This window comes from Aeromonas sp. MR7 (assembly GCF_963899385.1).
Taxonomy (GTDB): domain Bacteria; phylum Pseudomonadota; class Gammaproteobacteria; order Enterobacterales; family Aeromonadaceae; genus Aeromonas; species Aeromonas bestiarum.
The window spans coordinates 95010-118352 of the sequence record NZ_CAWQXH010000003.1; the positions used below are offsets into that span (position 1 = coordinate 95010).

General features: G+C 62.6%; 19 protein-coding genes. 7 read left to right on the forward strand and 12 right to left on the reverse strand.

The window, feature by feature from the left end; genetic code table 11:
- Positions 1-96 precede the first annotated feature (96 nt).
- Complete coding sequence (locus AACW87_RS02010) at positions 97-534, forward strand: PACE efflux transporter (protein ID WP_043142200.1); 438 nt, start codon at positions 97-99, stop codon at positions 532-534.
- 95 nt (positions 535-629) lie between these two features.
- On the opposite strand, the gene AACW87_RS02015 is transcribed toward AACW87_RS02010, so the two are convergent.
- Positions 630-971 carry a hypothetical protein gene (locus tag AACW87_RS02015; protein ID WP_241326419.1) on the reverse strand — a complete coding sequence of 114 codons (342 nt, stop codon included), beginning with the start codon at positions 969-971 and terminating at the stop codon, positions 630-632.
- Between the two features lie 193 nt (positions 972-1164).
- Between AACW87_RS02015 and cutA the strand changes: the two genes are divergently transcribed.
- From cutA to AACW87_RS02030, 3 genes are all read left to right on the forward strand, one after another.
- On the forward strand, positions 1165-1482 hold the full coding sequence (gene cutA / locus AACW87_RS02020) for a divalent-cation tolerance protein CutA (RefSeq protein ID WP_241326420.1): 318 nt from the start codon (positions 1165-1167) through the stop codon (positions 1480-1482).
- Positions 1479-3272 carry a protein-disulfide reductase DsbD gene (locus AACW87_RS02025; protein ID WP_241326421.1) on the forward strand — a complete coding sequence of 598 codons (1794 nt, stop codon included), beginning with the start codon at positions 1479-1481 and terminating at the stop codon, positions 3270-3272. Before cutA ends, AACW87_RS02025 begins: the two co-directional genes overlap by 4 nt.
- 121 nt (positions 3273-3393) lie before the next feature.
- Complete coding sequence (locus AACW87_RS02030) at positions 3394-3807, forward strand: hypothetical protein (protein ID WP_241326422.1); 414 nt, start codon at positions 3394-3396, stop codon at positions 3805-3807.
- Between the two features lie 51 nt (positions 3808-3858).
- Here the strand turns inward: AACW87_RS02030 and AACW87_RS02035 are convergent, their stop codons facing one another.
- From AACW87_RS02035 to AACW87_RS02080, 10 genes are all read right to left on the reverse strand, one after another.
- A complete protein-coding gene (locus AACW87_RS02035) occupies positions 3859-5163 on the reverse strand; it encodes an NAD(P)/FAD-dependent oxidoreductase (protein WP_241326423.1) in 1305 nt (434 codons plus the stop codon).
- A 287-nt stretch (positions 5164-5450) separates the two neighbouring features.
- The gene (gene fbaA, locus AACW87_RS02040) at positions 5451-6530 is read right to left on the reverse strand and encodes a class II fructose-bisphosphate aldolase (RefSeq protein ID WP_042872748.1); all 1080 of its coding nucleotides are present in this window, start codon (positions 6528-6530) and stop codon (positions 5451-5453) included.
- Positions 6531-6646: 116 nt separating this feature from the next.
- Positions 6647-7810: a phosphoglycerate kinase gene (locus tag AACW87_RS02045; protein WP_005318809.1), complete on the reverse strand. Its 1164-nt coding sequence runs from the start codon at positions 7808-7810 to the stop codon at positions 6647-6649.
- A gap of 62 nt (positions 7811-7872) precedes the next feature.
- On the reverse strand, positions 7873-8883 hold the full coding sequence (gene epd, locus AACW87_RS02050; protein WP_043142216.1) for an erythrose-4-phosphate dehydrogenase: 1011 nt from the start codon (positions 8881-8883) through the stop codon (positions 7873-7875).
- A 46-nt stretch (positions 8884-8929) separates the two neighbouring features.
- Positions 8930-9859: an ROK family protein gene (locus AACW87_RS02055; RefSeq protein WP_241326424.1), complete on the reverse strand. Its 930-nt coding sequence runs from the start codon at positions 9857-9859 to the stop codon at positions 8930-8932.
- Between the two features lie 204 nt (positions 9860-10063).
- On the reverse strand, positions 10064-11131 hold the full coding sequence (hemE, locus tag AACW87_RS02060; protein WP_241326425.1) for a uroporphyrinogen decarboxylase: 1068 nt from the start codon (positions 11129-11131) through the stop codon (positions 10064-10066).
- Positions 11132-11287: 156 nt separating this feature from the next.
- Entirely contained in the window at positions 11288-12067 is a 780-nt protein-coding gene (gene nudC / locus AACW87_RS02065; RefSeq protein ID WP_241326426.1) for an NAD(+) diphosphatase, read from the reverse strand.
- Between the two features lie 208 nt (positions 12068-12275).
- Positions 12276-15440, reverse strand: coding sequence for a bifunctional proline dehydrogenase/L-glutamate gamma-semialdehyde dehydrogenase PutA (putA, locus tag AACW87_RS02070; protein WP_103472724.1), 3165 nt, complete (start codon positions 15438-15440; stop codon positions 12276-12278).
- Between the two features lie 318 nt (positions 15441-15758).
- Positions 15759-16364 (reverse strand): TIGR04211 family SH3 domain-containing protein, encoded by a 606-nt coding sequence (locus AACW87_RS02075; protein ID WP_043554990.1) that lies wholly within the window; start codon positions 16362-16364, stop codon positions 15759-15761.
- Between the two features lie 153 nt (positions 16365-16517).
- A complete protein-coding gene (locus AACW87_RS02080; protein ID WP_098984950.1) occupies positions 16518-17339 on the reverse strand; it encodes a potassium channel family protein in 822 nt (273 codons plus the stop codon).
- A 31-nt stretch (positions 17340-17370) separates the two neighbouring features.
- Here AACW87_RS02080 and AACW87_RS02085 point away from each other — a divergent pair, with 31 nt between their 5' ends.
- The 3 genes from AACW87_RS02085 (at position 17371) to glnE (ending at position 22500) form a co-directional block, all read left to right on the forward strand.
- The gene (locus tag AACW87_RS02085; protein ID WP_043142228.1) at positions 17371-18621 is read left to right on the forward strand and encodes a methyl-accepting chemotaxis protein; all 1251 of its coding nucleotides are present in this window, start codon (positions 17371-17373) and stop codon (positions 18619-18621) included.
- Between the two features lie 358 nt (positions 18622-18979).
- Positions 18980-19426: a GNAT family N-acetyltransferase gene (locus AACW87_RS02090; protein ID WP_043142230.1), complete on the forward strand. Its 447-nt coding sequence runs from the start codon at positions 18980-18982 to the stop codon at positions 19424-19426.
- Positions 19427-19617: 191 nt separating this feature from the next.
- Positions 19618-22500, forward strand: a complete 2883-nt coding sequence (glnE, locus tag AACW87_RS02095) for a bifunctional [glutamate--ammonia ligase]-adenylyl-L-tyrosine phosphorylase/[glutamate--ammonia-ligase] adenylyltransferase (protein WP_241326427.1) — start codon at positions 19618-19620, stop codon at positions 22498-22500.
- A 78-nt stretch (positions 22501-22578) separates the two neighbouring features.
- Here glnE and AACW87_RS02100 read toward each other — a convergent pair whose 3' ends face one another.
- The gene (locus AACW87_RS02100; protein WP_241326428.1) at positions 22579-23313 is read right to left on the reverse strand and encodes an SDR family oxidoreductase; all 735 of its coding nucleotides are present in this window, start codon (positions 23311-23313) and stop codon (positions 22579-22581) included.
- Positions 23314-23343: the final 30 nt, after the last annotated feature.

A 23343-nucleotide genomic window follows, 5' to 3' on the forward strand; every position in this document is an offset into this window, starting at 1 on the left:
ATTTTAGCGATAGATACCAACGTGAACCTATCAGAAATTCGCGGTAAATTGGCCGCCATAAACACTCAGACACAGATAGATAGAGAGAGACAGACCATGCGTAATACCCGTGACCGCCTGCGCCATGCCATTGGCTTCGAACTGATTGGCCTGCTGATCGCCGCCCCCCTGGCAAGCTGGATCACTGGCGTAGGACTCAACCATATGGGGCCGCTGGCGTTGTTCTTCTCGGTGCTCGCCACCGTCTGGAACTACGTCTACAACATCGGCGTGGACAAACTGCTGCTCAAGTATCAGGGCCACACCCACAAGACGATGTGGCAGCGGGTATGGCATGCCATGGGCTTTGAAGGGGGCCTGCTGTTTGTCGCCCTGCCGGTCATGGCCTGGTGGCTCGAAATCAGCATGCTGGAGGCACTGGTGCTGGATCTGGGCTTCGTGCTGTTCTACCTGGTCTACGCCTTCATCTACAACTGGAGCTATGACAAGGTGTTCCCGATACCGGGTCAGGTGCAGCAGAACGCTCTGGGTTAAACGACAGGAAAACAGGGCAGGAACAAGGAGGCACCATCATGCGACTGGCATGATGGTGCTGGAGGAGGGCAAGCCAGTCGGGCCTGCCGCAGCCTTCAGGCTTGCGCCTTCAGCTCTTCGGTCGGGGCATCCACCTCGGCCGACTCCTGGGTCAGCATGGCCTCAAGGTCGCTCTGGTACTGGTTCAGCAGACGCTGGGCCGCCACCATGTCACCCTTGTGCAGACGCTCGAACAGATGGTGTTGCACCACGCCGTTGAGATACTCCACCGTGACGGGTTGCTCCAGGGCAGCCAGCAGCTCCTCTTTTTCCAGTTCGGCATTGATTTCATCGGCACTGGTACGCAACAGACCGGCCAGTTGTACCAACATACGGCGCTCACCTTCGCGCAACAGGCTCAACATGCGGTTTCTCTGCTGCTCATTCTGTTGGGTCATACATTTCCTTACGTCGAATGGGAACAAGCCCGCTCATTCTGCCCTGTCCCTTTGACAGCGTCTATCTCATGCCCCCCACTTATTTTCATGTCGAGCCGATAAAGGCCGCCAGATGCTATTTGCCCCGTCGCTAGGTATAGTAGCCACTGGTTTACGGGCGCCTGGCCGCCCCGCACGGACGAGAAATTTCACCATGACAGATGCCATTCTGGTGCTCTGCACCTGCCCGGATGAGGCCAGTGCCGACCTCATCAGCGAACAACTGCTGAACCAGCGGCTGGCGGCCTGCATCAATCAAGTGCCCGGTCTCACCTCCGTCTATCGCTGGCAGGGGAAGATCGAGCGGGCGCGGGAGATCCAGCTCATCATCAAGACGCGGGCCTCCCTGTTCGAACTCTTGCGCCAATGCATCCTCAGCCATCACCCCTATGAGGTGCCGGAGATCCTGGCACTCCCGACAAGCCAGGGCCATCAGCCCTATCTCGACTGGTTAACACAGGAAACCTCATGACGCTGTCTCGCCTGCTCTCCCCCCTGCTTGTGCTCTCCGCCCTGCTGCTGTCCACCCTGAGTGCGACGCCGGTTCAGGCCGGCAGTGACAGTCTGCTGAGCGCTCTCGGCATCGAGGCCAACGCCCAGCCCAAGTTTCTGAAAGTCGACGACGCCTTCGTGCTCGAGAGTGAACAGCAGGGCAAGCAGCTGCTGCTGACCCTGCGCATCGCCGATGACTACTACCTCTACCGCCACAGCTTCCGTTTCAAGGGCGAGAACCTCGCCTTCAGCGAACCCGTCTTGCCCGCAGGTGACGAGCATCAGGATGACTTCTTCGGCAAGACCCGGGTCTACTACCGGGAGGTGCAGATCCCCGTCACCCTGACCGAGGCGGGCCAGCAGGCCAGCCTCACCGTCAGCTATCAGGGCTGTACCGACGGCCTCTGCTACCCGCCCACCGACAAGCAGATTGCGGTGCAGCCCATGGTGGCCAGCACCAGCGATGTCGCGCAGGCCAGCATGGATGAAGCCGCCGGTGCCCCGGCCAGCAGCCAGCAGGATCAGCTGGCCGCCGCCCTCGGCAGCCAGGGATTCTGGCTCAGCATAGCCGCCTTCTTCGCGCTGGGGCTCGGCCTCGCCTTCACCCCCTGCGTCTTCCCCATGTATCCCATACTGACCGGCATCATAGCCGGGGCGGGTCATAGCCTCTCCACCCGCCGCGCCTTCCTGCTCTCCTTCGTCTATGTGCAGGGGATGGCGGTCACCTATACCCTGCTCGGGCTGGTGGTGGCGTCGGCGGGCTTGAAATTCCAGGCGGCGCTGCAGCACCCCTATGTGCTGATCGGGCTCTCCGTCATGTTCGTGCTGCTGGCGCTCTCCATGTTCGGGCTCTACACCCTGCAACTGCCGAGCAGCCTGCAAACCCGGCTGTCCGGCCTCTCCAACCGCCAGCAGGGCGGCTCTGTGCTCGGAGTCGGCATCATGGGGATGATCTCCGGTCTGGTCTGCTCCCCCTGCACCACGGCCCCGCTCTCCGGCGCGCTGATCTACGTGGCCCAGAGCGGCGACCTCTGGCTCGGCGGCGCGGCCCTCTATGCCCTCTCCTTGGGGATGGGGCTGCCGCTGCTGCTGCTCGGCACCTCGGGCGGCAAGCTGCTGCCCAGGGCCGGCGCCTGGATGGATGTGATCAAGCAACTCTTTGGTTTTGCGCTGCTGGCGGTGCCCATACTGCTGCTGTCACGGCTGTGGAGCGATCAGATGGCCACCCTGGCCTGGCTGGGTTGGGGATTGGTGCTGTGCGGCTACCTCTACCATCACAACCAGCATCAGAGCCACTCGGTGGCTCGCAGCCTGCGCGGCTTCGTGCTGCTGCTGGCGATGATCAGCGCCGTTGTGGTGGGCAAGGATCTGCTGCTGCCAAACCAAGATGCCACCGCGAGCACTCAGCGCGAGTCGCCGCAGTTCATCCGCATCAAGACGCTGGATGATCTCAAGACCCAGCTGGCCGCCGCCCGCGGCAAGCCGGTGCTGCTGGACCTCTATGCCGACTGGTGCGTGGCCTGCAAGGAGTTCGAGCACAAGACCTTCAGCGACCCCGCCGTGCGCGAGCGCTTCGGCCAGATGGTGCTGCTGCAGGCGGACGTCACCGCCAACGACGATGCCGATGTGGAGCTGCTCAACGGCCTCAACGTGCTGGGGCTGCCGACCCTGATCTTCTTCGACCGCGCCGGCAACGAGGTGAGCGGCCAGCGGGTGACCGGCTTCATGGGCCCCGCCGAGTTTTTGGGGCAGCTCGACAAGTTGCGTTGAAGGCAGCAGGCCCGGTCTGACGCCTGGGCCCGTTAACCGCTGATTTTTCTGGCAATCCCTTGTATATGACAGGCGCCGTGGCAAAATTTGCCCTTTCCCGTCTCGTTCGTCCGGAGTTTTGATGAAAAAGTGGTTCATCCCCCTGCTGGCCCTCTGGCTATATGGCTGTTACGCAGGTCCCGGTGAAGAGGCGATCCAGACCCAGGTGACCGCCAAACTGCAGGCAGAGACAGATACCCATCTGTTCGAGATCAGCGACTTCACCCTTCTCGACAAGGAGGAGCGCATGGAGGGGGTCTATCTGATCAAGGTGAGCTACCAGCTCCATTTCAAGCAGGGGCTGGATCAGTTGCGGGTGCAGCACGACGAGGACCTGGTCTATGACAGGGTCGGCCCCTTCCAGCAGGAGATGGGGCTGATGGAGCTTGAGCGCAAATACGGCGAGTTCGAGGCGGGCCAGGTGCTGCCGCAACAGGCCGACGTCTGGATGATGAAAACCGAACAGGGCTGGCGCCTGGCCGAGCCCCCTCAGTAAACGCTTCCCCACTGGCCAAAGCCGCACCCCTTCGGCTGTTTTTCTCGCCCCTTACAGCAGATCCTTCATCCGGTGCCACAGCATGCCGAGCGCCAGCAAGGGCGAGCGCAGCGCCGGGCCACCGGGGAAGGTCATGTGTGGCACGCTGCTGAACAGATCGAAGCCGCGGCTCTCCCCCTTGATCGCCTCTGCCACCAGCTTGGCCGCCATGTGTGTGGCGTTGAGGCCGTGACCGGAATAGGCCTGGGCATAGAAGACGTTGGGATGATCCTGCAAGCGGCCAATCTGTGGCAGGCGGTTGGCCCCTATCCCTATCATGCCGCCCCACTGGAACTCGATGGCCACGTCCGCCAGCTCAGGAAACACCCGCTGCAGCTTGGGCTGCATAAAGGCCTTGATATCCCTCGGATCTCTTCCTGAATAGTTGCAGGCGCCGCCAAACAGCAGGCGTCCGTCGGCGGAGAGGCGGTAGTAGTCGAGCGCCACGTTCTGATCGCACACCGCCATGTTTTGTGGCAGTAGCCGCTGGCGCAGCCGCTTCTCCAGCACTTCGGTGGCGAGAATATAGGAGCCGGCCGGCAGCACCCTGCCCCCCAGTTCAGGATTGAGATCGTTGAGATAGGCGTTGCAGCCGATCACCAGATAATCGCTGCAGACCCGGCCGTGGGCCGTGGTGATCTGCACCCGCTCGCCATAATCGATATGCGCCACCCTGGAGTGTTCGAACAGGGCGACCCCCAGGCTGGCGGCGGCACGCGCCTCGCCGAGGGCCAGGTTGAGGGGATGCAGGTGGCCCGACCCCATGTCGATCATGCCGCCGATATAGCGATCAGACCCCACCACAGAGTGGATCTCCTCCCGTGGCACCAGCTTGATCTCGTGCTGATAGCCCAGGCTGGCCAGATGCGCCGCCTCCTCTTCAAACCCGGCCAGATGACGCTGGCGGGTCGCGAGATCGCAATAGCCCCAGGTGAGGTCGCAGTCGATGTTGAAGTGCTCGATGCGCTCTCGCACCAGCTGTACCGCCTCCAGCCCCATCAGATCCAGCTCGCGTACCCCCTGCTCGCCGATCCAGCGGGCAAACTGGCCTGTGTCGTGGCCTATGCCGCGAATGAGCTGGCCGCCGTTGCGGCCGGACGCCCCCCAGCCGATACGGTTCGCCTCCAGCAAGGCCACCTTGTAGCCCGCCTGTGCCAGGTTGATGGCGGTGTTGAGGCCGGTGAAACCGCCACCTATGATGCAGACGTCGGCATTGAGCTCACCGCTGAGCTCGGGCCACTGCTGATTGTCATTGCGGGTGGCCGCGTAATAGGAGGCCACGTGTTCCTGATGTCCGTTGTGCTTTCCTGCCTGCATACTCAGCGTCCTGCCTTGGTAGCCATGCGTTTACTAAAATAAACAACCTGTCATCGATAATACCCAGCCCCCCGCCACCAATCCAGCCTCCGTGGATCACAGAAATGCAAAAGGCGTCCCAAAGGACACCTTTTATTGTTTTTGTGGCTTGAGGCAGGCCATCGGCAGACCCATTTCCCCGGATACAGCAGGAGGTCTTTGCTGCGATCAGGGTCTGGCACTGGCCCCCACAAACACGAAAGGCGCCCCGAGGGGCGCCTTTGCAGCAATCAAGATACGGTAACGAATTACAGTACGTTGATGGCGTTCAGGTCGGAGAAGGCTTTCTCCAGACGGGCGATCATGGAAGTCTGACCGGCACGCAGCCATACGCGCGGATCGTAGAACTTCTTGTTCGGCTTGTCAGCACCTTCCGGGTTGCCCAGCTGACCCTGCAGGTAAGCTTCGTTGGTCTTGTAGAAGTGCAGCAGACCTTCCCAGGTAGCCCACTGGGTGTCGGTGTCGATGTTCATCTTCACGACGCCGTAGGAGATGGACTCGCGGATCTCTTCCAGAGTGGAACCTGAACCACCGTGGAACACGAAGTCCAGGGACTTGGCAGGCAGACCGAACTTCTCGGAAACGAACTTCTGGGAAGCGTCCAGGATGGACGGGGTCAGCTTGACGTTACCCGGCTTGTAAACACCGTGCACGTTGCCGAAGGAGGCAGCGATGGTGAAACGCGGGCTGATCTTGGACAGACGCTCGTAGGCGTAAGCCACGTCTTCCGGCTGGGTGTACAGGGCGGATTGGTCCATGTGGCTGTTGTCCACACCGTCTTCTTCGCCACCGGTGCAACCCAGTTCCAGCTCCAGAGTCATGTTCATCTTGGCCATGCGGGTCAGGTACTCGCAGCAGATGTCGATGTTCTCTTCCAGAGACTCTTCGGACAGATCCAGCATGTGGGAGGAGAACAGCGGCTTGCCGGTTTCAGCAAAGTGCTTCTCGCCCGCTTCCAGCAGACCGTCGATCCACGGCAGCAGCTTCTTGGCAGCGTGGTCGGTGTGCAGGATAACCGGGATGCCATAGGCTTCGGCAACGGCGTGAACGTGCTTGGCGCCGGAGATGGCACCCAGGATGGCGGCTTTCTGGCCTTCCAGCTTCAGACCCTTGCCAGCGGTGAATACGGCACCACCGTTGGAGAACTGAACGATAACCGGCGCTTTGACCTTGGCGGCAGCTTCCAGCACGGCGTTAACGGAGTCGGTACCAACACAGTTGACGGCCGGCAGAGCGAAGCCGTTCTCTTTGGCGATGGCGAATACTTTCTGAACGTCATCACCAGTGATCACGCCGGGTTTTACGAAGTCGAAAATTTTCTTAGACATGTTTAATCGTCCTGTTCTCGTATGCCGTTAATAAAAAATGGGGGGTTCATCATGAACCGGCACAGCGGCCACATGATAAACGAAACGGGAGGCTTTTGCCCCCCGTCTCGGGTCAATTAGGCTTTGGCGCGCTGTTCCAGCATCGCAACAGCCGGCAGTACCTTGCCTTCTACGAACTCCAGGAAGGCGCCGCCGCCGGTGGAGATGTAGGAGACTTTGTCGGCGATGCCGAACTTGTCGATGGCGGCCAGGGTGTCACCACCACCAGCGATGGAGAAGGCCGGGGAAGCAGCGATGGCTTCGGCGATCACCTTGGTGCCTGCGGAGAACTGGTCGAACTCGAACACGCCGACCGGGCCGTTCCACAGAATGGTCTTGGCGTTCATGATGATGTCGGCCAGGGCCTTGGCAGAGTCAGGGCCGATGTCGAAGATCATGTCGCCGTCGGTCACGTCGGAGACGGACTTGATGGTGGCCGGAGTGGACTCGGAGAACTCGGTGCCCACGACCACGTCTGTGGTGACCGGAATGTTGGTCTCGGCGGCCAGTTTCTTGGCGGTGTCGAGCAGGTCGTGTTCACACAGGGACTTGCCGACGTTGTGGCCAGCAGCCGCGATGAAGGTGTTGGCGATGCCACCACCGACCACCAGCTGGTCAGCGATCTTGGAGAGGGATTCCAGTACGGTCAGCTTGGTGGAGACCTTGGAACCGCCCACGATGGCAACCATGGGGCGCTCGGGCTTGAGCATGGCTTTGCCCAGGGCTTCCAGCTCACCGGCCAGCAGCGGGCCAGCACAGGCGATCGGGGCAAATTGAGCCACACCGTAGGTAGAACCTTCGGCGCGGTGAGCAGTACCGAATGCATCCATTACAAAGACGTCACACAGGGCGGCGTATTTTTTGGCCAGCTCTTCGGTGTTTTTCTTCTCGCCTTTGTTGAAACGGCAGTTTTCCAGCACAACCAGCTCACCGGCGGCGACATCTACGCCATCCAGGTAATCCTTGGCCAGGCGGACCGGGCAGGACAGAGCGTCTTTCAGATAGTTGACAACCGGAGCCAGGGAGAACTCTTCGTTGTATTCACCCTCGGTCGGGCGACCCAGGTGGGAGGTGATCATCAGCTTGGCGCCCTTTTCCAGAGCCAGCTTGATGGTCGGCAGCGTCGCCACGATACGTGCGTCGGAAGTGACCTTGCCGTCTTTTACCGGCACGTTCAGGTCAGCACGGATCAGTACGCGTTTACCCGCCAGATCCAGGTCGGTCATCTTGATAACAGACATATTCAGTCCTCTATATTTTCAGGTAATGTTAAAAACAGTAACCTTGCGCCCGGTGCAGGCTTTCAGCCTGCGGCCATCATGGCCCGGGTGGTATCCAGCATACGGTTGGCGAAGCCCCATTCGTTATCGCACCACATCAACATCTTGACGAGGTTGGCATCGCTGACCCGGGTCTGGGTACCATCAATGATGCAGGAGTGTGCATCATGATTAAAGTCTACGGAGACCAATGGCTCTTCCGTGTAATCCAGAATACCGCTTAATGTACCTCTGGATGCCCGTTGCAGGGCTTGATTTACGTCAGTAACCGTCACTTTTTTACGAACAGTAATACTGAGATCCATTGCGGTTACGTTGATGGTCGGCACCCGTACCGCGATCGCCTCGAACTTGCCGGCGAAGTGGGGGAGGATTCGCTCCAACCCCTTTGCCAGCTTGGTATCCACCGGGATGATGGACTGGCTGGCAGCACGGGTTCGACGCAAGTCACTGTGGTAGGCATCGATGACTTGCTGATCATGCATGGCCGAATGAATTGTCGTAATAGTACCACAATTTATCTCGAATTCTCGATGCAATGTTTCTATGACGGGCACCACGCAGTTGGTGGTACAGGAGGCGTTGGAGACGATCCGCTCCCTTCCCGTCAGCACCTGATGGTTCACCCCGTAGACTATGGTCGCATCCACGTCCGCATCCGCCGGATGGGAGAACAAGACCTTGCCCGCCCCCGCCCCCAGGTGGCGCTCGGCATCGGCCCGCGAGCCGAATACCCCGGTGCAGTCCAGCACCACATCCACCCCCAGCGCCCGCCACGGCAGGTTGGCGGGATCCCGTTCGGCGAACAGTGAGATGAGATCCTCCCCCACCAGCATGCTGCTGCCGGCCAGCTGCACCGGATACCGGAAGCGGCCGTGGCTGGTATCGAAACGGGTGAGGTGCACCATGGCCTCGGGCGCCGCCAGTTCGTTGATGGCAACTATCTTGATGGTCTGATCGCGCCCGCTTTCATAGAGGGCGCGCAACACGTTGCGGCCGATCCGCCCGTAACCATTGATGGCAATCTTGATCATGGAAAAAGTGTGTCCTTAGCGACGGCAAAGAGGGCAGATGGATGGCTCACGACAGCAGGGCATCCTGGAATACGCCACGGGCCAGCAGGGCGGCCCCGAACACCCCGGCGCTATCCCCCAGGGCTGGAGCAATAATGGGGGTCGCGAAGCGGGGATTAAAGAGGAAGGGTAAAATTGTCTGCCGCCCGGCGCTGTAGAGACTCTGCACATTGCCGACCCCGCCACCAATGACGATCACATCCGGATCCAGAATGTTGACCACATTGGCCAGCGCCTGACCAAACAGCAGGTGCAGTCTGTCTATGGTGAGCTTGGCCACGTGATCGTGGGCGCTGGCCGCCGCAATCTGGGCCAGCGACAGATGACGCTTGGCCTTGGCCTGATACCAGGTTTCCAGCGCGGGGCCGCTGATGAAGGTCTCGACGCAGCCGCGCTTGCCGCAGTAGCACTCGGGCCCGTCGGGGGAGAGCACGTTGTGGCCCCACTCCCCGGCGATGCCGTGGTGGCCGTTGAGGATCCTGCCATTGATGACGATGCCGGAGCCGACCCCGGTGCCCATTATGATGCCGAACACCACCTTGGCATCCGGATGCTGCTGACGCACAGCCCCCAGGTGGGTCTCCGCCAGGGCGAAGCAGTTGGCGTCGTTGGCGATCAGCACGGGTACGCCCAGCCTGCGCTCCAGATCTTCCTTGAACGGCTTGCCGTTGAGCTCGGTGGTGTTGCAGTTCTTCATCAGCCCGGTCTGGGGATCCCGCGCCCCCGGCGTGCCCATGCCCAGCACGGTCGGCCGCTGACCCAGCCTGGCGGCGCACTCGTCCACCAGTTTGGCGATCTGGCCGATCATGTGCTGATAGCCGCCCTGGCGCTCGGTGGGGATGCGATGGCGCAGCAGCACCTCGTCGCCATCGAGCACCACGCATTCACACTTGGTACCACCGAGATCTATGCCCCAATCCAGTGACTTCTTGCTCATCTTGCCTCCTGCCATGACCAAGGATGCTGCCGCGAGGACGCTACGTTTCCGCCTCAGCTGCGACCGCCCATCTTGCTCTTCATTTATCCGCGAGTGTGGCGCAGTGTAACCCGAGCCGGGGCCGGGATGCAGCCCCAAACCAGGGCCGGCCGGATAACAAAACGGGGCCCGCAGGCCCCGTTCTCACTGTGCTTTTCACCGGTCTCAGCGACCGTGGTACTGAGCCGACAGCTCGTGTACCGCGTTGACGAAGACGCCGGCATGCTCGGGGTCCACGTCCTGATGGATGCCGTGACCCAGGTTGAAGACGTGGCCGTTGCCGCTGCCAAAGCCCGCCAAAATGGTGGCGACCTCTTCGCGAATGCGCGCTGGCGCGGCGTAGAGCATGGAGGGATCCATGTTGCCCTGCAGTGCCACCTTGTCACCGACCCGGCGCTTGGCATCCGCTATGTCTATGGTCCAGTCCAGTCCCAGCGCATCACAACCTGTGGCGGCGATCTGCTCCAGCCACTGGCCGCCGTTCTTGGTGAACAGGGTGACCGGCACGCGGCGGCCTTCGTGTTCGCGGATCAGACCATCGACGATCTTGTGCATGTACTGCAGGGAGAAGTCGCGGTAATCCCGCGGGGTCAGCACGCCTCCCCAGGTGTCGAACACCATGACAGACTGGGCGCCGGCCTTGATCTGGGCGTTGAGATAGCTGATCACGCTGTCCGCCAGCTTGTCCAGCAGCAGGTGCAATGTCATGGGCTCTGCATACATCATCTGCTTGATCTTGGTGAAGGCCTTGGAGCTGCCGCCCTCCACCATGTAGGTGGCCAGGGTCCAGGGGCTGCCGGAGAAGCCGATCAGCGGCACCTCGCCCTTAAGCTCGCGGCGAATGGTGCGCACCGCGTTCATCACGTAACCCAGCTCGTCTTCCGGATCCGGGATGGGCAGCGCCTGCACGTCGGCCATGGATTTGATGGGGCGCTCGAAGCGCGGGCCTTCGCCGTGTTCGAAGTAGAGGCCCAGCCCCATGGCGTCGGGCACGGTCAGGATGTCGGAGAAGAGGATGGCGGCATCGAGGGGATAGCGGCGCAGCGGCTGCAGGGTGACTTCACAGGCCAGCTCGGCGTTGCGGCACAGGGACATGAAGTCCCCCGCGACGGCGCGGGTCGCCTTGTATTCCGGCAGGTAGCGGCCGGCCTGGCGCATCATCCATACCGGGGTCATGTCCACTTCCTGGCGCAGCAGGGCACGCAGGTATCGATCGTTCTTCAGCTCTTTCATCCCAGTTCCTGAGTTCATATCCAGCATAAAATGGCGGATATGATACCACTTTGTGCGCGGCGACGGGCGGCCCAAACGCGCCGCAGGGCTGCCGGAGTGCAAAGATGTGAAGGGGCGCAAACAAGCGCCCCGTTTTTTGCCAGGCTCAACCCGACCTCAGCCAGCCTCGTCCAGACTCTGCTCGATCAGGCGCCGCGCTATGGTGCCGTGGGGCGGCAGCCGCGGCAGCCGGTCAGCCTCGAAGAAGTCGGCGGCCACCAGCTCTTCATCCTGCACCCGGATCTCGCCGCTCTCGTAGTCGGCGGTGAAGCCCATCATCAGGCTGTGGGGGAAGGGCCAGGGCTGGCTCGCCACGTAGCGCACGTTGCGCACCCGGATGCCGCTCTCCTCGAACACCTCCCGCGCCACGCACTGCTCCAGATTCTCCCCCGCCTCCACGAAACCGGCAAGCACGGTATACATGGGATCCTCCGCCTGATAGTGACGGCGATGGGCCGCCAGCAAAATGGCCTGCCCCTTGCGCACCGCCACTATGATGCAGGGGGAGATGCGCGGGTAGACGACGTGACCCTGCCGGCACACCTGTGCCCACTCCCCGCTCTTGGGCGCCATGGGGGCGCCGCACTCGCCGCAGAAGCGATGGCTGCGACGAAAGGTCGCCAGTTGCCAGGCGCGGCCCGCAAGCCTGAACCCTTCCTCATCCCCCGCCACCATCAGCTGGCGCAGACCCGCCATGGCCTGGGTATCGGCTTCCTCCCCCAGATCCAGCAGGTAGCAGGGCTGGCCATCCCAGTCGTCGAAGCGCTCGAACGGGGCCTCTTGCAGCGGGGGTGGCAAGCAGGCGCGCGGGCCTAGTGGGATCTGCCCCTGGGCATCCAGCAGGACGAGGTGATCGCCCCCCAGCACGAACCAGCGGGCCTGTTCGGTTAATGGCATCAGATGAACACTCTTGTTGCGACGTCAGATGAGAATGGCTTGCCCGGCATGATGCACAGGACGCGGCCCGGTGAAAAGTGACGAGTCGCGACCATATTACGACCGCATGGGCCCGCTGGCGACCCCAAGATGGCAGCCCAAAGGGCAAGGTAGTACCAATAGAAAGGCCGCCCGCAGGCGGCCTTGGTTTTGAGAATCTCAATGCCGATCAGGCATCGCCCATCGCCAGCAGGGAGGCGTTGCCACCCACCGCAGTGGTGTTGATGGTGCGGGTCTTCTCGGTCACAAAGCGGCTCAGGTAATGGGGGCCGCCCGCCTTGGGGCCTGTGCCGGAGAGGCCCTGCCCGCCGAACGGCTGCACCCCGACCATGGCGCCTATCTGGTTGCGATTGATGTAGACGTTGCCCACGTTGATGCGGCTGGCCAGCTCCTCGGCATGGGATTCGTTGCGGCTGTGGATCCCCAGCGTCAGGCCGTAGCCGGTGCCGTTGATATCCGCGATCACAGTGTCCAGCTCCTTGGCGGCGTAGCGCACCACGTGCAGGATGGGGCCGAATTGCTCCTTCACCAGCTCGCGGATGGAGCCGATTTCCAGCGCGGTCGGCTGCACGAAGTGGCCCCCCAGGGTCACGGCCGGCATGGGTGCCTGGGCGATCAGGCGGGCACGCGGGATCATGTGCACCAGGTGCGCATCCAGCCCGGCCTTGGCCTCGGCATCGATGACCGGGCCCACGTCGGTGTTGTGTTCGGCCGGGTTGCCCACTTTCAGCTCCTGCAGCGCACCGGTCAGGATCTCCAGCACCCGCGGTGCTATCTCCTCCTGCAGGTAGAGCACCCGCAGGGCGGAGCAGCGCTGGCCGGCGCTCTGGAAGGCGGCACTCACCACGTCGCGTACCACCTGCTCCGGCAGGGCGGTGGAGTCGACTATCATGGCGTTCTGACCGCCGGTCTCGGCGATGAGCGGCAGTATGGCGCCATCGCGCTGGGCCAGGGTCATGTTGATGAGCTTTGCGGTCTCAGTGGAGCCGGTGAAGCAGACGCCGCCGATGCGGGCATCCGCCGTCAGTTTGGCACCCACTGTGGCGCCATCGCCCGGCAGCAGTTGCAGCACGTCACCGGGAATGCCGGCCTGATGGGCCAGGGTCACAGCCAGATGGGCGATGAGACCGGTCTGCTCGGCAGGCTTGGCGATGACTGTGTTGCCGGTGGCCAGCGCCGCTGCGATTTGACCGAGGAAGATGGCCAGCGGGAAGTTCCACGGGCTGATGCAGACAAAGACGCCACGCCCCTGCAGGAACAGCTCGTTCTGCTCACCGGTGTAGCCGGGCAGCAGGGTCGCCTGCCCCATCAGGCCACGGGCCTGCACCGCGTAGTAGCGGCAGAAGTCCACCGCCTCGCGCACCTCGTCGATGCCGTCCTGCAGCAGCTTGCCCGCCTCGCGGGTACACAAGGAGATGAACTGCTCGCGATTCGCTTCCAGCAGATCTGCCAGCTTCTCCAGCGCGGCGGCGCGCTCGCTCACCGGCGTCTCGCGCCAGCGCGGGAAGGCAGCATGGGCCGAGGCCAGCGCCTGCTCCACCGCCTGCTCGTCGGCCCAGTGGATCTTGCCCACTAGCTGGCTCACGTCCTGCGGGCTCAGCACGGTACGGGCCTCGCTGCGCTTGAGGGTCTCCCCATCGACAATGGGGCCCGCCAGCCACTGCTTGCTCTCCAGCTCCTTCAGCTTGGCGAAGAAGGGGCGCTGGATGGAGACTATGTTCATATTCACGCCGCTGGAGTTCTTGCGGTCGGTGAACAGGTTCACCGGCTGCGGAATGCGGTCATTGGCCAGGCTGCCATAGCGCTTCAGGGTGCGCAGCGGGTGCTCGGCCAAGCTGTCCACCGGGGTGTTGGGATCCACCAGCTTGTGAACGAAGGAGGTGTTTGCCCCGTTCTCCAGCAGGCGGCGCACCAGATAGGGCAGCAGATCCTTGTGGGCACCGACCGGCGCATAGATGCGGCAGTGCAGGCCGGGACATTCGCTGAGCACGGCGTTGTGCAGCTCCTCCCCCATGCCGTGCAGGCGCTGGAACTCGAACTGGCGATCGCCGGCCATCTCCAGGATGCTGACCACGGTATTGGCGTTGTGGGTGGCAAACTGGGGCGAGATGAAGCCGCGGGTCGGCTCGCTCAGCAGGTAGCGGGCACAGGCGAGGTAGGAGATGTCGGTACCCGCCTTGCGGGTAAACAGCGGATAGCCGGGCAGACCGGCCTGCTGGGCATATTTCAGCTCGCTGTCCCAGTAAGCTCCTTTCACCAGCCGCACCGGGATCAGATCCCCCTGCTCGCGGGCCAGCCCGGTCAACCAGCAGAGCACAGGCAGGGCACGCTTGGAGTAGGCCTGCACCACCATGCCGAGCTTGCCCCAGCCACGGTTGGCCTCGGAGCGGTAAAGCTGCTCGAACAGGTCCAAGGAGAGCTCGAGGCGGTCCATCTCCTCGGCATCTATGCTGATGGCCACGTCCTTGTCACGGGCCAGACGCACCAGCCCCACCAGTCGCTCGCTCATCTCGCCGAGCACCCGCTCGCGGTTCGCCACGTCATAGCGCGGATGCAGCGCCGACAGCTTGATGGAGATGGAGGGGGCCGGGCCGCCGTCGCTGATGCGCTCATTGCCGACCGCCTCGATGGCGCGCTGGTAGTCGCCGAAATACTTGTCCGCATCGGCCAGGGTCAGGGCGGACTCCCCCAGCATGTCATAGGTGTGGGTGTAACCCTTCTCCCGGGACTTGCGGCTCGCCTTCAGCGCCTCCTTCATGTCGCGCCCCAGCACGAACTGCTTGCCCATGATCTTCATGGCGGCGTACATGGCGGAGCGCACCACGGGCTCGCCCAGCTTGTTGACCATGCGACCCAGCATGTTGGCCGGATTGCCGTCCAGCTTCTTGTCCAGCTTGATGATCTTGCCGGTCAGCATCAGGCCCCAGGTGGAGGCGTTGACCAGGGTGGAGTCGCTCTTGCGAAAATGGGACGACCAGTTGGCGCCGGAGAGCTTGTCCTTGATCAGGGCGTCGGCGGTCTCGGCATCGGGAATGCGCAGCAGAGCCTCGGCCAGGCACATCAGTATGATCCCCTCCTGGGTGTCCAGACTGTACTCCTGCAGGAAGGCGTCTATGCCGTCGCCGGAGCCACTCTCCTTGCGTACCTTGGTCACCAGGGTACGGGCACGCTGGGTCACCCGCTCCAGCGAGGCGCCATCCCCCGGCAGCATGGCAGAGAGCTCCGCCAGATAGGCGTTTTCATCCACCACGTAATTCTGGGTGATGGCTTCGCGCAGGGCGGCCAGATCGGAGGGAAGGTAGTCAGCTGCAAGAACTTGAGTGGCTTTGAACATATGGGGTCTTCCTGTACGCCCGCAGGCTATATCGACGAAGGCGGCCGTGCCGCCGAAACGCCGACAATGTATACAATATCGCCTCATAGATGAAATGAAATTGTTGCCTGACATTAACAAATATCGCTAATTGGCTCATTTGGCGCGCATTAAAGCCGGGAGCTGGCGAGGTGGGCAATTTCATCGCCTTATTTTGTATACAATTTTATGCAAAGCAAAAAAGAAGGGTCGCTATTGCGACCCTTCTTCATCCGACCGACAGAAACGGTCCGTTTGTCCTGCATTCACCACGACCGCGACACAGGGGCAGAACCTGGATCAGTTCATCCAGCGCTCGCCGCGGCTGCGACGACGGGGCAGCATAGGGAGCAGGATACCGAGCAGGATACCGCCGCCCACCATGGCACCACCGCGGATGAACCAGTCCATCTGCATGTCGTGCTCCTGGTTGTCATAGCTCTGGGTCAGGGCGTCGTTCTGCTCCTTGAGGTTCCCCATCTCCTCGCTCTGGCTGGCAAGCTGGGCCTTCAGGCTGGCGATCTCCTTGCTCTGCTCGGCGATCTTGCCATCCTTCTCGGTGAAGCGTTTCTCGTTGTCACCGTTGAGGTTCTGCAGGCGAGCCTTGAGCTCCTCCAGCTCCTTCTGGACCTGGGGCAGCCGCTCGCGCAGGCTGATCTCGCCCTGCAGCTCGCTGTTCTTGATCCAGCCATCGCGGCCACGACCGTCCACCACCTGGGTGAAGCCGGCCTCGTTGTTCACCGCCTTTACTTCCAGCGGTTCACCAGCCTTGACGCTGCCGAGGATCCGGTACTGGGTACCCGGACCATTGTGGATAAAGGTAAAGATGTTGTCTGAGACATAACGGGTATCGGCCAGTGCCTGTTGGGCACACAAGCAGATCAGGATCCCGAGAAGGGCGCGCATGGTCGATCGATTCTCTTCATTTGGTTAGGTGACTGGCCGAATGTTAAGCCGCCAGCGGGTCAAAGGACAAGCAAAGAAAAGCGCCTCCCCCCGAGCTGAGAGCTGGCTCGCAACTTGTCCCCTCCCCCACGCGACCATTCCAGACGCCGCAGGCTACTTCTGTTTCAGCGCCTTCACCTCGGCACGCAGGGCTCGCAGCTCCTGCAGCAGCAGATCCTGCTGGGCACTCTGGTGATGCCGCCACTTCTCCAGTTCGCCATCCCCCCGCCCCGGCTGCAGAAACAGGCTGGCCATGAAGCCGCTGATGGCACCGAACAGACCGACCCCGAACAGGATCAGCAGGCTGGCGACGAAGCGCCCCTCCTCCGTCTTGGGCACCAGATCGCCGTAACCCACGGTCGACAGGGTCACCAGCGTCCACCAGAAGGCATCGTAAGGGGTCTGGATCTGGCTGCCGGGCTGGCCCGATTCGATCAGATACATGACGCCCGAGCCCACTCCCAGCAACAGGAAGAACAGGAACAGTATCCCCGAGAGGGTGGTCTCGTTGCGCTCGCGGCGGAACATGCCGAGCAGATCCGGCTGATCCCGCAGCAGCTGATAGACACGCCACAGCTGGATCAGGCGCGCCCAGCGCAGCTGTTCCACCATGGGCAGGCTGCCCGGCAGATAGAACCAGTTCGCCTTGAAGAAGGCACGCTTGTCGCGGGCGCGTACCCAGCCATAGGCGAAGTGGGCGAGGAAGAAGTAGCAGATCAGACTGTCGACGTCATAGAAGAGCTGCAGTGTCTGGGGGGTCCAGTCCGAGTGGCCCCACCAGCGGGCGCAGACCAGCGCAACGGAGATCACCGACAGAAACGCCATCAGCAGATCCATGGCGCGCAGGTGAGTTAAGTGATGTCGCATACATTTTCCTACTTTAGGCACGGTGCGAATTAATAAAAAAGAAGATAATGCCGATAGTCCTGAGGACAAAGGAAAACCGGCCATTAAAAGGAGAAATATTATGCAGTTAAACCCGCTGGAGCGGCGAATGAGCAATATCCGGCTGGTACCCAAAGTGGTACTGCTCATGGTGTTCAGTACTGTTTTGTTGCTGATCAAACTCTGGTTCGACGCCAGCAATCTGGAAACCACCCTGCTGAGCGAGGGCATAGATGCCGACAAGGCCAATGCCATTGCCGATCGCCTGCTCTGGACCGGGGTGATGGAAACCGCCGTGATGGGGGTCATCTTCGTGGTGCTGCTGCTGACCGGTTCCCGCCTCATGGTCAAGCAGGTGCATTACCTGGTGGGCCTGCTTGAACGCTTCGCCCGCAAGGATCTGAGCCACAAGGTGCTGCTCAAGTCCCGCGACGAGTTCGGCGACATCGCCAAGGCGGTGGCCCACTCCCAGGAGAATCTCAAGCAGGTGTTCGGCACCCAGCGCGTCGCCTGCAAGGAGCTCAACGACATCGCCTCCCAGGTCACCCTTTGCATGGAAGAGGCCAACGAGGCCATCAGCGAAGAGTTCACCCAGATAGAGCAGCTGGCCAGCGCCATGAGCCAGATGGTGGGCGCCATTCGCGAGGTGGCCGCCCATGCGGAGCAAGCCTCCCACGCCACAGCCGAAACCAGCCTGCTGGCCGAAGAGGGCAGCCGCTGCGTGGCGGCCACCGTCAACACCATAGATACCCTCTCCGGCAACATTCAGCGCTCCTCCACAGTGGTCAATCAGGTGGAACAGGGGGTCGAGCAGATTGGATCCGTCGTGGATACCATTCGCGGCATCTCGGAGCAGACCAACCTGCTGGCGCTGAACGCCGCCATCGAGGCCGCCCGCGCCGGTGAGGCCGGTCGCGGCTTTGCCGTGGTGGCGTCCGAGGTGCGCGAGCTGGCCAACCGGGCCCAGGCCGCCACAGTCGAGATCCAGAAGATGATCGAACAGTTGCAGGGCAATGCCCGCCAGGCCGCCGAACTGATGGCCAAGAGCGTGCAGCAGGCCGACAAGGGGGTGGAGCAGGTGACCCAGGCCGGTGATCAGCTCGCGACCATAGTGCAGCGGGTACAGGGGGTGGCCGACATGAACCGCCAGATCGCCGCCGCCTCCGAACAGCAGAGCTCGGTGGCCGAGGAGATGAGCGGCAACCTGGAGCAGGTCAAGCAGGTGGTGGAAGGATCCGTGGTCGTGCTGCGAGAGCTGCAGGAAGCCTCCGAGCTGGTGGAGCACCACAGCCAGACTCTTGATACCCATATCCAGGCTTTCAAACTGGCCTGACAGGCGTTACCTCGCAGACAGGACACAGGAGCGGATGGCGCACCACTGCCAGACCCTGGATAGCGTTCATCATCCAGGCTTTCAAGCTGGCCTGACGGGCGCTTACCTCGCAGACAGGACACAGGAGCGGATGGCGCACCACTGCCAGACCCTGGACAGCGTTCATCATCCAGGCTTTCAAGCTGGCCTGATGGGCGTCACCTCGCAGACAGGACACAGGAGCGGATGGCGCACCACAGCCAGACCCTGGACAGCGTTCATCATCCAGGCTTTCAAACTGGCCTGAGACCGTGATTTGAGTAAACTGGAAGGCCCCCGCGAGGGGCCTTTCTTATTCATGTCACGGCAAGGAGCCAGGATGCAGCACCCACAAGATCACTCCCAACTTGAGATAAGCGACGACAAGGGGCGGCTCGACGTGCCCTTGATCCACCGATTTTTGTCCGAGGAGGCCTACTGGTGCCTCGGCATTCCGCTGGCGACGGTACAGAGAGCCATCAACCACTCCCTCTGTTTCGGCGGCTATGTCGCCGGTCAGCAGGTGGCCTTCGCCCGGGTCATCACGGACAGAGCCACCTTCGGCTATCTGGCCGATGTGTTCGTGCTGCCCGCCCATCGCGGCCGGGGTCACAGCAAGGCGCTGGTGGCGGCTATCCTGGCTCATCCGCAGTTGCAGGGACTGCGCCGCCTCAGCCTGGCGACCTCGGATGCCCACGGCCTCTACGCCGACTTTGGTTTCGCGCCGCCGCGCAAACCGGCCAGCCTGATGGAAAAATACGATCCCGAGATCTATCTGCGCCCCTGAACAGGACCACGCAGCACTCGCCGGTTCATGCAGCTCGCCCCTGCGCTGTGGTGCAGGGGCGAGACTGAGCCTGATGAGAGTACCTGCGAGCGACTCGCCCGTCGCACTGTGCCGAGCCGCTCGACAGTGCTAGATTGGCTGCCAGCATTTTCATTCACCCTGCAGATCCGTTAACCACAAGGACGGCAACCGTGGCCCAGCATTCAGCTTCTCTCTCCCTCCCCTCCTCTCTTGTGCCCTTGCTGCAGGATCAGGCCCAACGCCAGTGGCAGCGGCTGGTCGAGCTGGCGCCCGACTATGATGCCCTGCCCGATGCGATTCACCAGACCCTGCTGACCCTGCTCGGCCTCTCCGACTTCGTCTCCGACTCGCTCATCAAGCAGCCCGAGCTGCTGGCGCAGATCCTCGCCTCGGGCGATCTCGAACAGTCCGAACGCTGGCCCGCCTATCAGCGCGATCTGACCGCATTGCTTGCCGAGGTGAGTGATGAAGAGGCGCTCAAGCGCACCCTGCGCCAATTCCGTCGTAGCCGCATGCTGGTGATCGCCTGGCGCGAGCTGCTGGGGCACGCCGCGGTAGAGGAGAGCTTTATCCACCTCACCAAGCTGGCGGATGCCCTCATCTGCTCCGCCCGCGACTGGCTCTACACCAAACAGTGCAGCGAGCTGGGCACCCCCATGGACGGGGATGGCAACCCGCAGCCGCTGCTCATCCTCGGCATGGGCAAGCTCGGCGGCGGCGAGCTCAACTTTTCCTCGGATATCGATCTCATCTTCACCTTCCCCGAGAACGGCTACACGGTCGGCGGACGGCGCGAGCTGGCCAACCAGCCCTTCTTCATCAAGCTGGGGCAGCGGCTGATCAACGCCCTCCACCAGCCCACCCAGGATGGTCAGGTGTTCCGGGTCGACATGCGGCTGCGCCCCTTCGGCGACGCGGGCCCGCTCGCCATCTCCTTTGCCGCCATGGAGGATTACTACCAGCACCACGGCCGCAACTGGGAGCGCTACGCCATGGTCAAGGCGCGGGTACTGGGGCCCCAGTGCGAGCACGCCGTTGAACTCGCCGAGATGCTGCGCCCCTTCGTGTTTCGCCGCTACATCGACTTCGGCGTCATCGACGGCCTGCGCCAGATGAAGGCGATGATAGCCGCCGAGGTGCGTCGCAAGGGGCTGGAGGGCAACATCAAGCTGGGGGCTGGCGGCATTCGCGAGGTGGAGTTTATCGCCCAGGCGCTGCAGCTGATTCGCGGCGGTCGCGAGCCCGCCCTGCGGGTACGCCACCTGCCGGAGGCGCTGGCCGCCATCGCCCAGTGCGGCGCCCTAGAATCCACCCATTGCGACCGCTTGCTGGATGCCTATCGCTTCCTGCGCCGGGTCGAGAATATTCTGCAGGAGATAGGCGATCAGCAGACCCAGACCCTGCCCACCGAAGAGCGGGATCGCCAGCGGTTGATCGCCTCCCTCGGTTTTGCCGACTGGGGCGCCTTTATGGCTCATCTGGATGAGGAGATGGCCGCCGTTCATCAGGAGTTTGCCGCCGTTGTGGGCGAAGAGAAGGAGGCCCCCGCCCATCTGGAGCAGCTCTGGCTCGATCTCTGGCGCACCGAGCTCGATGCCGCCGAGCTGGAGAAATTGCTCATAGCGCAGGGCGTCCAGGATCCGGTTCCGCTCTGCGGTGCCCTGCTGCGTTTCAAGGAGGAGTACAAACGCCGTCAGGTGGGCCCGCAGGGGCGCATCGCCCTGGACTGGCTGATGCCGGAGCTGCTGCGACTGGTGGTCGCCAGCGAGCAACCCGCCCGCCTGTTCGAGCGGGTGTGCGAGCTGCTGACCCGCATCTTCACCCGCAGCGCCTATCTGCAGCTGCTGGCGGAAAACCCCGCCGCCCTGCGCCAACTGGTGCGGCTGTGCGACGCCAGCCATCTGGTGAGCGAGCAGCTGGCCCGCTACCCGATTTTGCTGGACGAGCTGCTCGATCCCCAGCACCTCTACCACCCCACTCCGCTCGATCAGTACAAGCCCCAGCTGCGCCAGTTTCTGCTGCGCATCCCCGAGGAGGACGTGGAGCAGCAGATGGAGGCGCTGCGCCAGTTCAAGCAGGTGCAGCTCTTGCGTATCGTGGCGGCCGACATCGCCGGCGCCCTGCCGCTGATGAAGGTAAGCGACCACCTCACCTGGCTGGCGGAGGCGATCACCGAGGAGGTGGTCAATCAGGCCTGGGCCCAGATGAGCGAACGCTACGGGGTGCCGCCCGAAGTGGCGGTGAGCGGCCAGCGCGGCTTCGCCGTTGTGGCCTACGGCAAGCTCGGCGGCATAGAACTGGGCTACGGCTCGGATCTGGATCTCGTCTTCCTGCACGGCGGCGATCCCAACAGCTACACAGACGGGCGCAAACCCATCGACAGCCGCCAGTTCTACCTGCGCCTCGCCCAGCGGATCCTGCACCTGTTCAGCACCCGCACCCCATCCGGGATCCTCTATGAGATCGACATGCGGCTGCGCCCCTCCGGCGATTCCGGCCTGCTGGTCTCATCGCTGTCGGCCTATGAGCAGTATCAGCAGCACGAGGCCTGGACCTGGGAGCATCAGGCGCTGGTGCGGGCCCGCCCCATCTACGGGGATGAGGCGGTCATCGCCGAGTTTGCCCGCATCCGCCGTGCCGTGCTGGCCAAGGAGCGCGACCTGCCGACCCTGGCCCGCGAGGTGCGCGAGATGCGCCACAAGATGCGGGATCACCTGCTCAAGGCCGGTACTGGCGAGTTCGATCTCAAGCAGTCCCCCGGCGGCATGGTGGATATCGAATTCATCGCCCAGTATCTGGTGCTGGCCCATGCCAGCGGCGAGCCCGAGCCCCTCACCCGCTGGTCCGATAATGTGCGCATCTTCGATGAGTGCGTCATGGTGGGGGTGCTCACCCTGGAGCAGGCGGAGGGGCTGAAGCAGGCCTATCTGGAGATCCGTAACCGGGGCCATCGTCTCAACCTCTCGGAGATCTCCCGCAAGGTGGGCGACGACCAGTTGCAGCCCGAGCGCGGCCATGTGCTGGCAGTCTGGCAACTGCTGTTGGGAGAGTGAAACAAGGCTCGGCTGGAGCAATGAAAAGGGGCGCTGCGGCGCCCTTTTTCTTTCCAGTATGGTCGGTGGCATCTGGCCCTATCGCCCTCCGGCAAGGTCGATAAAGGTGCCGGTGGCGTAGGATGCTTCATCCGACAGCAGCCAGGCGATGGCGGCGGCCACCTCGGCCGGCTGACCGCCCCGTTGCAGCGGGATCTGGCTTTTTACCCTCTCCACCCGCTCGGCTTCACCGCCGTCGGCATGCATCTCAGTGTAGATAAAACCCGGACGCACCCCGTTGACCCGGATCCCCTGCGCCGCCACCTCCAGCGACAAGCCTCTGGTCAGCACGTCTATGGCTCCCTTGGAGGCGGCATAGTCCACGTATTCACCCGCCGCGCCGAGGCGAGCGGCGGCCGAGGAGACGTTGACTATGGCGCCGCCACGGGTCATGCGCCGCACCGCCTCCCGGCAGCAGAGAAAATAGCCGGTCACATTGGTGGTCAGGGTCTTGTTGATGCGCTCGGCGCTCATCTCCAGCACCTTCATCTGGGGCTGCAAGATGCCGGCGTTGTTGACCAGATGGGTGATCACCCCGAGCCGCGCGTCCATCTCCCCGAACAGGCGCACCACTTCGGCCTCGACGCTGATATCCGCCTGCACCGCTATGCAGTCGACCGGATGTTGCGCCCGGATCTCGGCCACCAGCGCCTCGGCAGCCTGCCGATCACGCCGATAGTTGATGCAGAGGTGATAACCCTGCTCCGCCAGATGGCGGGCTGTGGCGGCTCCAATCCCCCGGCTGCCACCCGTGATCAGCACATTCCTGTTCATTGAACCTCCTTGTTCTTCACCTTGGCTGCC